Origin of the sequence: Phyllobacterium sp. A18/5-2, assembly GCF_025452215.1 — a bacterium.
GTDB lineage: Bacteria > Pseudomonadota > Alphaproteobacteria > Rhizobiales > Rhizobiaceae > Phyllobacterium > Phyllobacterium sophorae.
This window is the reverse complement of record NZ_CP104967.1, coordinates 984,562-1,000,147: the sequence shown is the minus strand read 5'-3', so window position 1 is coordinate 1,000,147 and position 15,586 is coordinate 984,562. Positions and strand designations below refer to the sequence as shown.

Sequence of the window (15,586 nt, the reverse complement as noted above, 5' to 3'; positions counted from 1 at the left end):
AAATCAATGGAGCAGAGACTAGCCGCAATCCTAGCAGCCGATATGGCAGGCTATAGCCGGCTCATGGAGGCCGATGAAGTAGGCACGATCGCCCGCCTAAAAACGCACCGGATAGAATTGATCGATCCCGCCGTCGCAAAGAACAAGGGCCGGATCATTAAGACGACGGGCGATGGCATGCTCGTGGAATTCCAGAGCGTGACTGACGCAGTAAAGTGCGCCGTGGAGATCCAGCAGCGCATGCAGCGGCGAAATTCGGATGTGCCTCAGGATCGGCGGATCGAATTCAGGATCGGCATCAATCTTGGCGACATTATTTTCGAAGACGAGGACATTTTCGGCGACGGTGTGAATATTGCTTCTCGTATTGAACAACTTGCCGACGTGGGCGGTATCTGCGTCACCGCCGCGGTCGCAACACAAATCGCCGATCGTCTCGAAGTTTCCCTCGAGGACTTGGGTGAGAAGACGCTAAAAAATATAAGCCGTCCTGTTCGTCTGTTTCGTATCGGACTTGAGCACTCTGCTTTGCCCGCTCAGCCGGCGGATTTCGATGCAAGGCGTTCTTTCTCCAAACCATCGATCGTGGTTCTGCCCTTCAACAACATGAGCGGCGACCCTGATCAGGAGTTTTTCGCCGATGGCCTTACCGAAGACATCCTCACGGAATTGTCTCGCCGCCACGAGCTGTTCGTTATCTCACGCAACTCCAGTTTCGTATATAAGAACCGGGCCGTAAATGTGCGCGAAGTCGCCGAGAAACTCGGGGCTCAATACCTGGTTGAAGGAAGCGTTCGCAAGATCGACGATAGGGTGCGCGTAACGGTCCAGCTCATCGACGCAGCCAATGCAGCTCATATCTGGGCGGATAAATTCGACCGCAAGTTGGACGACATATTTGCGATCCAGGATGAAATAACAGCGGCGATAGCCGCAACCTTACCCGGACGCGTCGAAGCCGCCCAGCGCGACCAGCTTGCGCGGACAAAACCTGCAAACATGATCGCATATGAATGCGCGCTAGCCGCCAAGGTGCTGCATCACAGAGGCACAGTTGCAGACAATCGGGAGGCGCAGTCCCTGATTGACCGAGCCGTCGCGCTCGACCCGGGTTATGCCCATGCCCATGCTTGGCGGGCGTGCATTCTTGGCCAGGCCTGGGTCCACGGCTGGTGCGAAGACAAGGATGCCGTGTGGGGCGAAATTGTTGCGGCGCTGGATCGGGCTTTGGCGCTGGATGACAACGATGCCGACGTGCACCGCATTCTGGCCGCGGTGAGTGTGAACAATAACGCCCTGACCACCGCCCGTTATCACCAGGAGCGCGCCCTTTCCCTCAATCCCAACTACGACCTTGTGGTGGTACAGCAAGGGGAACTGTTGACCTGGCTGGGGCGGCCCGAAGAGGGAATCGAATGGATCCGCAAGGCAATGCGGCTGAATCCACATCACCCTGAAAGATTTTGGAGTCATCTTGGCAAAGCACACTTTGCTGCCCATCAGTATGGCGAAGCGATCGAAGCATTCATGCACCTGTCCGTCATGGATGAGATCCAGCACGCATTCGTCGCAGCATGTTACGGCTGGCTTGGCGATGAGACCGCTGCTGCGGCGCATATGAAGAGGGTTAAAACGCTCCAGCCCGAATTCGCCGTCGAATCCTTCCTCGCCACGTTGCACTACGCGCAGCAATCCGACGTGGATCACCTGCGCGCGGGGCTTGTCAAAGCAGGAGGGGACGACGGTTATCCGCCAGCGAAGGACGTCACAACGCCGTAACAGTTTGTGTCGTTGTCTGCGAGATCAGCAGTTGGTCCTAATCGGGGCCATCCTTGAGGACATAGGATTTCAGGTTCCATTTTCTTTTTCCTCTCTGTGGCAAAGCGCGCCAAACGCGCACTCGTTTCACAGCATCGGGGAATCAGAGACCGCGGCAACTTACTCGACAGTAATGAATTCTAGCGAAGCTGCGATTGATTGATACCCGTTAGCCAATGCACCAAAATGCCAACGCCGGTGTTGGCACGGGGCTCGGCGTTGCGCGTTTCACTGCTTTGGTGCTTACGTCGGGCCCCACTGCCCTTATCCCACTGTGATTTGTTAGATCTGTTGGCAGGCAGACAATTCGTTGTCGGATATGCTTTCCTGCCACTAGGAAAGCATGACCGGCTGCAAGTTCGCCAACGTCCTTCGATGCCTGTAATTTCGCCAAATGATTTGAGGAGTCTCGGTGGTCTTCCGACGCGTCCATCTGCAAAGTCTGAACCGACCAGCTACTACGCGGGCCAGGTTAAACCCCATCCACACATGCGGGGAGCAAACATCTAATTCGTTCGAACAAAGCGCACCTTGTCCTGACCTTGCAGGAGGTACGTCTTGTAACCACCTTGCCGAGATGCTCTGTTGCCGGCATGTTTCTCCCAATATTGTGGTCGTTCTGCCGACTTCGGAAGGTAGCCATTGATTATATGTGCTATTTCTTCGAATTCAAGGACAAGCTCGCGCTGCGTTTGAGCCGCCAGGTAGTCGGTCAGTCTTTTATATTTTGACATGTATTTCTCCGTTCCTGAGGGCAGTGGCCCGGAACCAGGCTGACCCAATACGTGTCAGCGATCGAGACCTGCCGCGGCGAGCGCGAAACCTGCATGCAATCAAGGTTGTACCGCTGAACCGCTCCCCAAACATCCAGCGTCAATGCCGCCACAGGCAAGATCAAGATTTTGCGAACTCCAAAGATTTCGAATCCAAAATCCGGTCCAACTCAGGATAAATTTCGGCTCATCCGGAAGCTTAGGTACCCAACCCACGACTATCGATCAGCAAGTGTGCATCAATGCCAGGCAGGTCAGCAATAAGTCGCGATTCACTAATATTCATTATAATCAATGAGATGTGAGGTTAGTCAGCGATTGAAGTTGGATGCCGAGATCAGGGCGGGTTCGTCCTCGACGTTCTGTGCAAAGCCGCCGAAACGCGCCTGATGATCACCGATAAGCTGCGTTCCGCAAAGGCGGCAAAGCGGCCAATGTGAACACTGCTGCAAAAGCAGCCAAATTCGACACGATGCGTTGAAGTTGGCATTTCATTAGTGGGCGCGGCCGTCATCAATACTAAGGCCATGCAAAGCAACGCATCTTCGCTGCCCCCAAGTCATGAAAATGACCCTCGAAGGCGATACCACGCCAGGCGCGCAAATTGCTCACCCACGAGGGTGAATGATCAATAATCTCATTGTGGTTCATGCCGCACAGGCGACAAGTGAGACTGACATCCGCGGCGTCAGCTCCCTTGCCGAGGACGCAGCCATAAAAGAGGGGTTTACCGCTGTCCGAGTTTTTGGAGACCGCTGAAATGAGCCTGTGCCTTCCCTAAGCCAAACCCTGGCTTTCACTCCTATTTGTGCTACGTTACGGTCGATAGCCGACTCGTCTTGGGGAAGTATCGTCAGATGAGCAGGATTCAAAAACAAGACATTCGCTCAGTATGGAGACGCTGGCTCTACCCTCCCCCATGAATATGTGATCTGGACTTGGCCGGCTCAAACCCACGGCGCGGCTGTCTGATCCTCGGGCGTGGGTATGGGCGGGTTGCCGCGCCTTTTTGGAGTTCAGGAGCGTGATGATGATTACAAGTGGTCGTTTATTGTTTGCAGCCTTGCTTACCCTCGCGGTAGCGGGATGTGCGCCGGATGCGGCAATCAAGCCGAACGTCGTGTCCTACAACAATCAAGGCTCCATGGCGGTCGGCGCTCCCTCGACCACGGCAACACCGCAACAGACGAAAGGCCGTTACTTCATTGAGTTCCGCTCGCGCTATGCCCTCACCTACGGCCACACCTACGTGATTTTTGGGCGCCTGGACCAGGCAGGCCAGATGATCGATCGCGAAGTGGCCGGCCTTGCCCCGGCTTCGAATAGTGCCGTTCCTTATGTTCTGGGCCACTACATACCCGTGCCGGCGGAAACTGGGGAGAGCGACGGTGATCTGGATGACAGGTTCAGGTCGGCGAGCTGGCGCGTTATGCTGAGCGAAACCGAATACAACAAAGTCGTTGCCTACATCCGCGACCTAAAGGCCCGTTCCCATTTTTGGCAAGCGACAGTCAACAACTGCAATGCCTTCGTTGGGAACATTGCGCGCTCCATGGGGTATAAGACTCCCGGCATCTGGCTCCGTCCGCAACAGTATGTAACCAAGCTTCGAGAGATGAATGGCGGGCCAAATGCGATCGGCTACACCGGGCCTGCAGGTTAGGTTTTCACAGTGTCCGAACGTCGATCCTCGGGCAAGGTCCCGGCAGTGACACTTGCGCGGCTTTCGATCCATCTATCCTGAAACATCTCCTTGGAGCGGTGGCCCGCTGTATGAGAGTAGGAGGCATAACGCGGAAGACGTCCAAGCTCATTATTGCATCGTCTTCAGTGGATGGCAGGACTATACTGCAAAGTCGGTCAGCAGGACCGGAACCGTTGGTTCGGATCGATGCTCTCCAGAATGCACGTTCACACAATGAACGGCTATGCAGAGGAGAATCCATCATGGATGTCGTTGTAAGAACTTATTCAGGTAAGGGCTCGAAAGAGCTGTTTTCACTGCTGGAAGAGAAAAAGTCAGACGTTGAAAAGGCCATACGCTCGGTCAAGGGCTTTGTGAGTTACACCCTGGCACGCAGTACTGAGAGCGATGGTGGCCTGTCGATGACCGTATGTCAGGACAAGGCCGGTACTGAAGAGAGTATCCGAATTGCCAAGGAGTGGATTTCAAAAAATGCAGCACACATTGGTGTGGATGCGCCAAAGGTATCTTTTGGGACGATAATCATTCACGCCACCAAATAGTTATGATCTTGCCCCGGCAGGCACTTTTCGCCTGCCGGGTTTTCTGTCCGGTTCTGATTTGTATGCTTGGCAGTCTTTATCAGCCATCTTATTTACAATAGGCGACGGTCCTTTTCAGCCGATGTCTGCTGCTCGTGCGGACACCCTCGGTTTCCCTCTTGCATCCGAAGCGTGAATCCTTCGCACGAGGGCCCCTAAAAAGTTATTCGGCCCAAATCCATCCATCTTAGCTCAAATGAACGTCCTCTGTTCCAAAGTGAACTTTGGGTCAAGACGGAGCCACCGCAGTGCAGCCGTCAAAACAGGTGCATCCCAAAGGTGCAATGTCTCCTCATCAAGGAGCGACAAGGTGACAGAGAGACCGGCCATATCCAGCGAGGTCACGTAGGTCCCAACGAGAGATCTTACGATCCGGATGCCGCTGGCTTCAAACAAGCGACGGGCGACATTGTAGATGAGGTAGAGCTCTGGAGTCGGGGTTCCCCCAAAGCCATTCACCAAAAGCAATGCCTGGTCGCTGTTGTGTTGCCCCATATCTGCAAGTATGGTGCTGCAGATCATGCTGGCGATTGTGTCCGCATCAGCGATCTTCTGGCGGTAAAGTCCAGGTTCGCCATGAATCCCCACCCCGACCTCCATCTCATCCGGTTCCAGGGTAAAGGTGGCACGCGCCGTGTCGGGAACGGTAACGCCACTGAGAGCTACGCCCATGGTGCGAATTTGCGTACTCAGCCGGTCACCCAGCGCCTTCAGCCCGGCGAGATCCGATCCGGCCTCGGCGGCTGCTCCAAGAATCTTCTCGACGATGAGCGTTCCAGCAACGCCTCGACGACCGGTTCTACGCGCCGCGCCCTGCGCAGCAACATCGTCGCTCACGATGACCGTCTCAATCCGGTGGCGCCCCAACACCGTTTCAGCGGCCATCTCGAAATTCATGACATCACCGTCATAGTTCTTGACGATCAACAGACACCCTGCTCCGGTGTCGGTTTCTGCTATGGCGGCAATGACCTGATCAGGATTTGGAGAGGTAAAGATGTGACCGGTGCAGGCAGCGTCAAGCATGCCGTGTCCGACGAAGCCGACATGCATTGGCTCATGCCCCGCCCCTCCGCCCGATATGATTGCAACCTTTCCGGGAGCAAGATGACGGCGCCGAACAAATTTCCGGCCTGCACCGAACATGACCATCGTGTCATGGGCCGAAACGAAACCTTCGAGACTTTCGGCAACCATTGACGCGGCCACGTTCATGAACCTTTTCATCCCGCCCCTCCTGCGCCAGCGTCCTTATCCAAACGCAACGTCTTGCTGCGGCGCGAGACGAGGCAAGATGAGTGCCTTTCCATCTGGTCGAGTTCCTTACCCCTCTGTCTGGTGCATGATCTTACCACCATCGCGAGGATCATGTGCTAATCAGTATTTCCCAACAGCGTTGCGATTTTCTGGACGAAATCTGTAATTGCCTCGTCTAACAGGCGATTTTTCTTGTCGTCTCCGAGATCCGGAACCATCAGTGATAGTGACCTCAATCCTTCGGAACTGCCAAATTCCGGCAATTTTCCCGGATGCGCAGCATGGTAGGCCTCTACAAAACGATCCTGTTCAACCGGACTGAAGTGGCAAACCCTGAAAATCGTCGCGAGATGCCGCGCCGGTAGCGGCGTGGCATAGGCCGGGCTTGTAATCTGGGTAACAAAACTCCGGTGCTTGCCGAGTGCCGCCGCCAGGCGTTGGCGTGTCCCGGAAGGACGATTGTCAATGATCTGAGCCAGGATAGCCTTGTAGGAAATAATGGCGTCTTCCATGGGTTCCCGTGCCATCCTATTTGTCCACTGCCGTCGTTCCATCCGCGTTGAATTGCGCAATCTGTGATCTCACTGCGCCCAGTTGCACCGGTGCCAGCGAGAAATGCCGCAATCCGCAGCCCAATAAGCCAGGAATGGACTCCGGTTCGCCCGCCATATCACCGCAGACGCTGACGGGCGTTTCTAAGTTTGCCGCGATCTGCAAGCTGTGTTCGAGCAGTCTGAAGATTGCCGGAGCGGCATGGGTGTAAATATCGGCGACGGCGGCATTGTCGCGCGCGGTAGCGGTCAGATACTGCGCGAGATCATTGGTTCCGAAGCAGAAGAAATCCGCCGCACCGAATGTATCCAGCATGAGGGCGGTCGCGGGAACCTCGACCATGATCCCTATCGGCGGGATGCGATGGTCAACCCGGCACCGTTCCAAGAGGGTGGATTCCTCCCTGAATATCGTGACCGTTCTTTCGAGTTCCGAAGGCAACGTCACCATCGGCAGCATTACCTTCAGCTTACCGTGAATGGCGGACCGCAGCAACGCACGCGCCTGGATGCGCAGGATCTCTGGCCGGGCAAGCAAAAGACGGATACCACGCAAGCCGAGAAACGATGTCCAATCGCCTTTGTCAGCGCTGGGAACCGGCTTGTCACCACCTAGATCGAGCATGCGAATGGTGACAGGCTTTTGCCCGGCCCACTCCAGTACTTGGCGGTAGATGCCGTATTGCCTGTCTTCGTTAGCGATATCGGCAGCTGATGACATGAAGAACTCGGTGCGCAGCAATCCGATACCTGCAATTTCCGCATGATCAACACCGATCAGATCAGAAAGATCATTGACGTTGATCGAGAGACTGATCTTTGCACCATCGGCGGTTCGCACTTCGGTCGGGCAAGGTCGCTCAGCCTCGTCTGCGCTTTGGCGCATGGACAACGGCGTCAACAGCGCCTGCCGGAGCTCTTCATCGGAAGGATGCAAAACGACGCTACCCGAGCCTCCATCGAGCAAAAGCTGCGCTTCCCCGGCGATGTTGAAGGTGCCGGTCCCAATCACCATGGGAACCGATTTCGCACGGGCAAGCATGGCGACGTGGCTTGCGACGCTGCCCTGGAACAGGACGATTCCACCGCCGCTCGACCAGTCATGAGCAAGGAAAAGGCTCGGCGAGATGTCTTTGCCCACGAACACCGTCCCTGCCGGGAAATCCGCGACCGATTTTCCTGTCATGGCCGCGAGCACACGGTTCTTGATGTCGATGACGTCGGCTGCCCGTGCGCGGACGTCATCGTTGTCCGATTGTTCAAAGCCGGCGATGTAATCATTAAGAGCCGTCACCCAGGCAAGAGCTGCGCCATCTCCGCTACCGATACGCCCGGCAGCCATTTCGGTGATCTCGGGATCAAGGAGCATTTCGATCTGGAATTCGAGGAAGGCAGCACTTTCCGCCGGGGATCGTGCAGCAAGCGCACGCAACGCGGCGATGGAAACCTGGACCGCGTCCAAAAGGATGGCACGTTCAGCGGAAGGATTGGTTTGAGACGAGAATATTGCTTCGGTCTCAACCGCCAGGTGAATCTGCCCAAAAGCCGTACCCGGCGAAGTTCCCTGCCCTTGCAGTCTAAACATTTCGGCCATGGAGTTTGCCCTCGTCGAAATTGTGCTCGACCAGTTCTTTCAATGCCGCAATTGCTTCTGCTGCACCGATTCCGTCAGCGCGTATTTTCAGGACGGAACCTTTTTCGAATTTTGGCACCCATGACCTTTACGATGCTTTTGCCATTCAACCAGACGCTACTTCCGTTCACCTCGATTTCAATCGTGCAGGGAAAGGTCTTGGCAAGACGGGTGAAAATTACGGAAGGCCGGGCATGCAGCCCGATCCCATGGATGACTTCGATTTCCGTCTGCCACTGCTTCGTCACGTGATCCTTCTCCTGCGGCCTCGCGTCCTGTCTGTTGCTCATAAGGGCGAGAGTTCCTCTGCCGTAGCGACCACCTTTGCAAGTGGAGCCCCGCCGGAGGCTTCGGCAGCAGCAATGACCGCTCCCTCCACGAGAGGCGCATTGCAAATGGCAACGAGACTGGAGCGCGGTTCGCCCAGCATTTCGATTGCCATTTCGCTATTTGTCTCTGCACCGCCGAGATCTACGAACACTGCAACACCATGATCGGACCACGCCGCCTCGATGGCCTCAAGAATGCCCGCGGCATTGGTGCCGAGACCGCCTTCAGCATTGCCTCCGCACCATGAAAGCGGCACGCCGTCACCGACCATCTGGCGCACCATATCGGCAGTGCCTTTGGCGACAAGCGGTGAATGCGAGACAATCACAATTCCCACATTTGCAATCTTGCCTTTCATGCCGGACGGTACTCCTTCAGGTAGCGGCAAATGGCCGTGGTCAGCAGGGCGCAGCTCGAAGCCCCCGGATCGATATGGCCAATGGAACGATCCCCCAGAAAGGAAGCACGCCCGCGCATCGCCTTCATACCAGCGGTCAGTTGCGCGGACTGCTGCGCCCTTTCAGCGATATGGACGAGAGCAGACTGCCTTACCATTTCGCTGTGGACAGGGTAAAGCACGTCGAGCAATGTCTTGTCCCCTGCTTGAGCGCGGCCGCGCTTTGCCACTGCATCGATTGCCTCTCCAACAATATTGGCGAAATCTGCGCCGTTTTGCCGGGCGCCGAGCCCCCGTCCGATCTCGATCAGCAGTGTTCCATAAAGCGGCCCGGACGCACCGCCAACGCTCATGACGAGCATCGTGCCAATCGTCTCGATCGCCTGCGGCAACGGCAGTGCGCCCAATCTTTCCCTATCAAGATAGACTGCCTCGCAACCGCGCCGCATATTGGTTCCGTGATCACCGTCGCCGATCGCACGATCGAGTTCACAAAGATCATCGGCATGAGACGCAATCACCTCGCGGCATGTCTCGATCAACCCCAGGATGAGCGCACGATTAATCTGCAACGACTGTCGCCTCCCCGCGTGCAACCTGGCTTGAAATCACGTTTGCCGCAATCTCGAAAGCTGCTGCCACGGCCACAGCACCCGGATCAGGAACCCCAACGAGGTCCCTTGCACCGACATAGGACGCGCGACCTGCTTTTGCTGTGGTCATTGCGCTCGTGGCGTCGGCACCAGCGCGGGCAGCTCGGGCTGCTTGCGAAAGCCCGCTTGCTGCCAGCGATCGCAATGCTGCATCAAGGGCGTCCACCATGGTTCTGTCACCCGGCTTTGCCCCGCCGTAAAACGTCAAACGCTCAAGACCTGCTAGCAGCGCGCTTGATAGAATTCCCGTCCCAGCCATCGATTTTGCTGCGGCCGTGAAAAATATGGAGAGCAGAACACCGCTTGAACCGCCCATACTGGTTGCAAGAATTCTGCCGACCACCGCAAGCTGTCGCCGGTGTGTCAGCCAGAGGCAATGATCGGATCTGCGCGAGAACACCACGTGCCCCTGCAGCAACGGTCGATCCTGTATCGCCATCACCAGCACGCGCGTCGAGACGATTGAGTTCCACTTCCAGCGAAACCAGATGCTCGCAAATGGCGGCCACCATCTTTTCAGTGAGCGGATCGTGACTGGCCGCGGCAACGGCCTCGCCCACCGGCGCCCCTGGTAGCGGAAGAATGTTTATGCCATGGCGCATCACCGGGGAAACCCAGGCGTGGGGTTCGACGGAGGAGGCAAGCGCTGCCTCACGTTCCATATCGAGACGAATAAGCGACAGCGAAAAGCCATTCATGTTGAGCGCTGTCATCATCGGCGAAGGGCCGATGATGAGCTTCACCCGACCGGCAAGTGAAGAGGAAAGAACATCCCGGGCAATGAGGCTCATTTCCAGCGGCGGTACGGCCCCCAGATTGTTGATTAACAGCGCGAATTCGCCAGTAACCGGCAGCGACGCCGCAAGCCGTTCGGCCATGATCGCGACAATCTTGCCGGCCTCCTGTAGCTGGATACGTTCCACACCCGGTTCGCCGTGAATACCAAGCCCAAGTTCCCCCTCATCGACGCCGAGACGTTGCTCATGCTCCTGTCCTGGTATCGAGCAGGTGGACAGCGAAACCCCCAGTGACACAATGTCAGCAGCCGCCGACGCCGCAAAGGCTGCAACATCTGCAAGACTATCGCCCCGTTCGGCGCGAAAACCTGCGATTTTGTGAATGAACAATGTACCCGCGACGCCGCGCGGCTGGGCAAGGTCTGGAAGGGCGATGTCGTCCGCGACGATGACCATTTCCACCTTGAAGCCTTCGGCGCGCGCACGTTCGGCGGCCAGCCCGAAATTCAGCCGATCCCCGGTGTAGTTCTTGACGATCAGCAGGCACCCTTTTGGCCCTGTGACCGCACGGATTGCCGTCAGGACAGCATCAACACTCGGTGAGGCAAAAATCTCACCCGACACAGCGGCCGTGAGCATACCCCTTCCGACAAAGCCGGCATGGGAAGGTTCATGCCCCGCTCCGCCGCCCGATATGAGGGCAACGCTGGACTTGTCCCAATCGGCACGCAGGATGACCTTGATGTCGGGATAGCTGTCGAGCCGCGCAAGCATTCCTGGACGGCTTGTCAGCAAGAGACCATCAAGCGCCTCGGTGACGATATTTTGCCTGCGATTGAAGAAGTGTTTCATCTGCATCTTCCAGTCTTTGCCTTGTTTTGCGTGGTTCAACAAATGCGATCGATCGGGACGACCCCGTCAGTACACCCGGTTTCCATCAGTTCCAAAATAAAGAGGATTTCTGAGTGCCAGGCCAATCCTGTCTCCCTGCCTTACGGGAAGGTAGGGATTGGCGAGGGTGACGAGTTTGCAGTCACCAACGCGGATGTGCAGATGATTCTGGTCTCCCAAATGTTCGACCCAATCGACTTGCGCGTTTGCATCACCACCTATGGAGATTTCCAGGTGTTCAGTGCGCGCTCCAACCGTCCGGGTACCAGCCGGCGTCCTGCTGTCGGGCAGCAAATTGGCCGGAAAAAGATTGATGTGCGGCTGTCCAAGGCGGGAAGCAACGTGAACATTGGCCGGGTTGCTATAGATCTCGCGCGGCGTTCCAATCTGTACCAGCCGTCCATCGGCAAGAATGCCGATGCGATCAGCCATGGTCATGGCTTCGATCTGATCGTGCGTCACGTAGAGGATCGTTGACCCGAGCTCCTTTTGAATGCGTTTTAGTTCCAGCCGCAGTTCGGCACGGAGCTTGGCATCGAGCGAGGAAAGCGGCTCGTCCATGAGATAGATCGCCGGCCGCCGCACCAGCGCCCTGCCGATGGCCACGCGCTGCATCTCGCCACCCGAAAGACGGGTCGAACGATTATCAAGCTTGTGCTCGATGCGCACCATACGCGCCACCTCCCGGACGCGCCGGTCGATCTCATCCTTGCCGAGACGGCGTGCCGGCGAGCGGAGCGGAAAGGCGAGGTTTTCATACACGGACAAATGCGGATAGAGTGAATATTGCTGGAAAACAAAGGCCACGTCGCGCCCGGCCGGCGCTTCTCTCGCCACATCGTATCCGCCAATTATGATGCGCCCGCTATCGGGCCGTTCCAGCCCGGCAATCAGGCGCAGCGTAGTGGTTTTGCCGGCACCGGTGGGACCAAGCAGGACGACGCATTCACCATCGGCGATGGCCAGGTCCAGATCGCAAACGGCACGCGATTCACCAAAATTCTTGTTGATGCCTTTCAGGATGACTTCAGCCATGATGATGCTCCGCATAGCGGGATGACGCAACGGCCCTGCCCGACTCGCAGTCAAAGAGGGATAGTTTGTCGTAATTGAGTTCAAGTCCGACGGTTTCGCCGATGCGGAAGTTCTGATCGGCTGGAACCCGCGCCTTGACCAGTCCTTTTGCCATCTCCACGGCAACAATCTGGTTTGTCCCGTGATATTCGCTGGCATAGACGGCACCACGCAAGGAGGAGGCGTCGCTGAAGCGGATATCCTCGGGACGCACGCCAAGCGCAAGCTCGCCCTGCGCCAGATCCTGCTGGATTTCCGGTACAGGGATATCCACGCCGTCGACGGAAACCGAGCGCGTGCCCTTTCGCAAACCAGACGTAAACCGTAGAAAGTTCATCGGCGGCGAACCGATAAAATCGGCGACATACATGCTCGCGGGCCGATTGTAGATTTCCTGAGGCGTGCCGAATTGTTCGATAACGCCATGATTCATCACCGCGATCTTGTCCGCCATGGCCATCGCCTCCAGCTGGTCATGGGTGACGTAGACGGTGGTAGCATGGATCCGGTTATGCAGTTCGCGCAGTTCCCGCACCATCAGATCGCGAAACTCCGCATCCAGCGTGCCAAGAGGTTCGTCCATCAAAAAGCACTTCGGCCGGCGCACGATCGCCCTTCCCAGCGCCACACGCTGGCGGTCTCCGCCAGCCAGACCGGATACAGACCTGTCAAGAATATGATCGATCTGCAGCAGCCTTGCCGTCTCTTCGACGCGGGAGCGAATCTCGGTTTTCGCCACGCCTTGGGCAAGGAGCGGAAAGCCGATATTCCTGCGCACGCTCATGTGCGGATAGAGCGCGAAGAGCTGAAAGACAAAGGCGATGTCCCGCTCTCTGGCACGGTTGAATGTGACGTCTTCGCCCGCAAGGAAGATCTTGCCGCTAGTCGGCAACTCGAGACCCGCAATCATGCGCAACGTTGTTGTCTTGCCGCAACCGGACGGGCCAAGAAGGGCCAGGAATTCTCCGTCGCGAACGACGAAACTCGAATCCTCAACCGCGCTGAAACTACCAAATTCCTTGCGCAGATTTTCTATTTTGATCTCTGCCATCGTCTACTCCGGGAACTTCGACACAATGATGAAAAGAACGGTACCAATCAGGAGCGTGACCAGCGACCAGGTGTAAAAGATCAGCAAGAAAGGCTGGAACAACATCACGAATCCGAGGCCGATGAGACCGGTTGCAACATTTTCCATCGGACCGCGTCTGAGAAAGAACGCCCGTTTCGGCTTCAAGTGGAGAGGTGATTGTGGCGTCATTTGCGTACAGCTCCAAAGGTGATACCGCGCAACAGCTGCTTGCGCAGAAGAACCGTGAACACCAGGATGGGTACGACGAAGATCGTGGTTCCAGCGGCAACCGCCGGGCCCCCCCCCTCCCCAATGATTGTTGGGATAAACGGTGGAGCAGTCTGGGCCGCACCCGAGGTCAAAAGCACCGCGAAGGCATATTCATTCCAGGCAAAGATCAGACAGAAGATGGCCGTAGCGGCAATGCCGGTGGTGGCCTGCGGCAGGACAACCTTGAAAAAGGCCTGCATGCGCGTATAGCCATCGATCATGGCCGCCTCTTCATACTCCCGCGGAATTTCGTCGATGAAGCCTTTCAGAAGCCAAACGGCGAGTGAAACATTGACGGCCGTATAGAGAAGTACCATGCCCAGCGCGGTGTCTGATAAACCGAGCTCGCGATACATGAGATAGATCGGGATCGCGACGGCTATAGGCGGCATCATGCGTGTCGATAGAATGAAGAACAGCAGATCCTCGGCCAGCGGAACCTTGAAACGCGAAAATCCGTAAGCGGCGAGGGTACCGAGAGAAACGGCAAGAAATGTCGAGCCGAAAGCAATCAGCAGTGAGTTCTGAAAGCGCGGCCAGTAGTTCGAAGGCCCTGCGATGACCATGTTGCGGCTTCGCGTGATCTCATCACACGTGCTTGTTGGTGCGCCAAGCGAAGCGATGTAATCGGAAGTCTGACGCGTGCGGGTTGTGAAAAGGTTGCAATAGCCTTCAAGTGTTGGCTGAAAAACAACTTTCGGCGGGTAGCTGATTGAATCAGGCGGTGATTTAAAGCTCGTCATCACAATCCAGACAAGAGGAACCATGGTGATGAGGGCATAGGCGATGACGATTGTAGCGGCGATACGCTTTGACGTAGCGCCCGGCGCAACGACCGAATGGGCAGAATTGACAGAACTCATCGCTGTTTCACCTTGTTGAGGGCTTTCACATAGATGTTGGCGAGACCAAACACCGCGACAAACAGAATGATGGCAAAGGCGGATGCTCTGCCGGTGCGCCAGCTTTCGAACGCCTCCCGCTTCAACGTGATGGAAGCGACTTCTGTTGTCGAACCCGGACCGCCCCCGGTCAGGAGGGTGACCATGTCGAACATCTTGAAGTTTTCAATGCCGCGGAAGAGCACCGCCAGCATGATGAAAGGAAGCGCCATTGGCAGAGTGATAGACCAGAACTGGCGCCAGAGCGATGCTCGGTCTACTTCGGCAGCCTCGTAGATGTAATCGGGGATGGACCGCAGACCTGCAAGGCAGATCAGCATGACATAGGGCGTCCACATCCATGTATCGACGATGATGATGGCCCAGGGCGACAAGGGCACCGAACCGAGCATTTCGAAAGAAGACGGCGGGATACCCGTGAGAAAAGACACGATGTAGTTGAAGAGGCCAATCTGCGGCTGATACAAGAACCGCCAGAAATTGCCGACCACGGCCGGCGACAACATCATCGGCACCAGGATGATGGTGGTCCAGAAGGCGTGGCCCCGGAATTTCCGGTCGATCAGGTAGGCAAGAGAAAACCCGATCAGCGTCTGCAGCAGGATTGTCCAGAAGACGAAATGAGCCGTTGTCTGCATGGCCTGCCAGATATTCGGATCATTCAGCACCCTGCTGTAGTTGCTCAGGCCAACGCCTTCGATAGGTGCGTTGGGCCGATTTGCCCTGAAGTTCGTGAATGAGAGATAGACGGCCCAAATCAGCGGGAAGATATTGACGGCCAACAGCAAGACAATCGTCGGCGCAATAAACAGCCACGCCATGGCTCGATCAGATATGCCGCGAATTCTGGAAGCGATGGGTGCCGGCGTAGCACGGGCAACCCCCTCACCCAAAATGGAGGAACTTGTATCGGTCACAGACGTCACCTGGGTTTTAGAGCGT

At 56.5% G+C, this 15,586-nt stretch carries 16 protein-coding genes and 1 pseudogene; 3 read left to right on the top strand and 14 right to left on the bottom strand.

What is annotated here, in order from left to right:
* Nucleotides 1-6 precede the first annotated feature (6 nt).
* Nucleotides 7-1,779, top strand: a complete 1,773-nt coding sequence (locus N8E89_RS23435; protein WP_262262206.1) for an adenylate/guanylate cyclase domain-containing protein — start codon at nt 7-9, stop codon at nt 1,777-1,779.
* Between the two features lie 545 nt (nt 1,780-2,324).
* Here the strand turns inward: N8E89_RS23435 and N8E89_RS23430 are convergent.
* Nucleotides 2,325-2,552, bottom strand: coding sequence for a DUF7662 domain-containing protein (locus N8E89_RS23430; RefSeq protein WP_262262205.1), 228 nt, complete (start codon nt 2,550-2,552; stop codon nt 2,325-2,327).
* 1,066 nt (nt 2,553-3,618) lie between these two features.
* Between N8E89_RS23430 and N8E89_RS23425 the strand changes: the two genes are divergently transcribed.
* Both N8E89_RS23425 and N8E89_RS23420 read left to right on the top strand, forming a co-directional pair.
* Nucleotides 3,619-4,254 (top strand): hypothetical protein, encoded by a 636-nt coding sequence (locus tag N8E89_RS23425; RefSeq protein ID WP_262262204.1) that lies wholly within the window; start codon nt 3,619-3,621, stop codon nt 4,252-4,254.
* A 284-nt stretch (nt 4,255-4,538) separates the two neighbouring features.
* Nucleotides 4,539-4,838 carry a hypothetical protein gene (locus tag N8E89_RS23420; RefSeq protein ID WP_262262203.1) on the top strand — a complete coding sequence of 100 codons (300 nt, stop codon included), beginning with the start codon at nt 4,539-4,541 and terminating at the stop codon, nt 4,836-4,838.
* Nucleotides 4,839-5,069: 231 nt separating this feature from the next.
* Here the strand turns inward: N8E89_RS23420 and dhaK are convergent, their stop codons facing one another.
* From dhaK to N8E89_RS23360, 13 genes and pseudogenes are all read right to left on the bottom strand, one after another.
* Complete coding sequence (gene dhaK, locus N8E89_RS23415) at nt 5,070-6,104, bottom strand: dihydroxyacetone kinase subunit DhaK (RefSeq protein ID WP_262262201.1); 1,035 nt, start codon at nt 6,102-6,104, stop codon at nt 5,070-5,072.
* Between the two features lie 146 nt (nt 6,105-6,250).
* On the bottom strand, nt 6,251-6,661 hold the full coding sequence (locus N8E89_RS23410) for a hypothetical protein (protein WP_106666214.1): 411 nt from the start codon (nt 6,659-6,661) through the stop codon (nt 6,251-6,253).
* Between the two features lies 1 nt (nt 6,662).
* Nucleotides 6,663-8,279, bottom strand: coding sequence for a putative PEP-binding protein (locus N8E89_RS23405; protein WP_262262200.1), 1,617 nt, complete (start codon nt 8,277-8,279; stop codon nt 6,663-6,665).
* A pseudogene (locus N8E89_RS23400) lies at nt 8,263-8,608 on the bottom strand (HPr family phosphocarrier protein). Before N8E89_RS23400 ends, N8E89_RS23405 begins: the two are co-directional and overlap by 17 nt.
* Nucleotides 8,605-9,006: a dihydroxyacetone kinase phosphoryl donor subunit DhaM gene (gene dhaM / locus N8E89_RS23395; protein WP_100003555.1), complete on the bottom strand. Its 402-nt coding sequence runs from the start codon at nt 9,004-9,006 to the stop codon at nt 8,605-8,607. Before dhaM ends, N8E89_RS23400 begins: the two are co-directional and overlap by 4 nt.
* Nucleotides 9,003-9,617, bottom strand: coding sequence for a dihydroxyacetone kinase subunit DhaL (gene dhaL, locus N8E89_RS23390; protein WP_262262199.1), 615 nt, complete (start codon nt 9,615-9,617; stop codon nt 9,003-9,005). Before dhaL ends, dhaM begins: the two co-directional genes overlap by 4 nt.
* Nucleotides 9,607-10,014: a DAK2 domain-containing protein gene (locus tag N8E89_RS29520; protein WP_410010401.1), complete on the bottom strand. Its 408-nt coding sequence runs from the start codon at nt 10,012-10,014 to the stop codon at nt 9,607-9,609. The genes dhaL and N8E89_RS29520 overlap by 11 nt, the downstream gene beginning before the upstream one ends.
* Entirely contained in the window at nt 9,911-11,287 is a 1,377-nt protein-coding gene (locus tag N8E89_RS23385; RefSeq protein ID WP_410010400.1) for a dihydroxyacetone kinase subunit DhaK, read from the bottom strand. Before N8E89_RS23385 ends, N8E89_RS29520 begins: the two co-directional genes overlap by 104 nt.
* Nucleotides 11,288-11,353: 66 nt before the next feature.
* Complete coding sequence (locus N8E89_RS23380) at nt 11,354-12,361, bottom strand: ABC transporter ATP-binding protein (RefSeq protein ID WP_262262198.1); 1,008 nt, start codon at nt 12,359-12,361, stop codon at nt 11,354-11,356.
* On the bottom strand, nt 12,354-13,451 hold the full coding sequence (locus N8E89_RS23375; RefSeq protein WP_262262197.1) for an ABC transporter ATP-binding protein: 1,098 nt from the start codon (nt 13,449-13,451) through the stop codon (nt 12,354-12,356). Before N8E89_RS23375 ends, N8E89_RS23380 begins: the two co-directional genes overlap by 8 nt.
* Nucleotides 13,452-13,454: 3 nt before the next feature.
* On the bottom strand, nt 13,455-13,661 hold the full coding sequence (locus N8E89_RS23370; protein ID WP_262262196.1) for a hypothetical protein: 207 nt from the start codon (nt 13,659-13,661) through the stop codon (nt 13,455-13,457).
* Nucleotides 13,658-14,605 carry a carbohydrate ABC transporter permease gene (locus tag N8E89_RS23365; RefSeq protein WP_262262194.1) on the bottom strand — a complete coding sequence of 316 codons (948 nt, stop codon included), beginning with the start codon at nt 14,603-14,605 and terminating at the stop codon, nt 13,658-13,660. The genes N8E89_RS23370 and N8E89_RS23365 overlap by 4 nt, the downstream gene beginning before the upstream one ends.
* Nucleotides 14,602-15,561, bottom strand: a complete 960-nt coding sequence (locus N8E89_RS23360; RefSeq protein ID WP_262262193.1) for a carbohydrate ABC transporter permease — start codon at nt 15,559-15,561, stop codon at nt 14,602-14,604. Before N8E89_RS23360 ends, N8E89_RS23365 begins: the two co-directional genes overlap by 4 nt.
* Between the last annotated feature and the right edge of the window lie 25 nt (nt 15,562-15,586).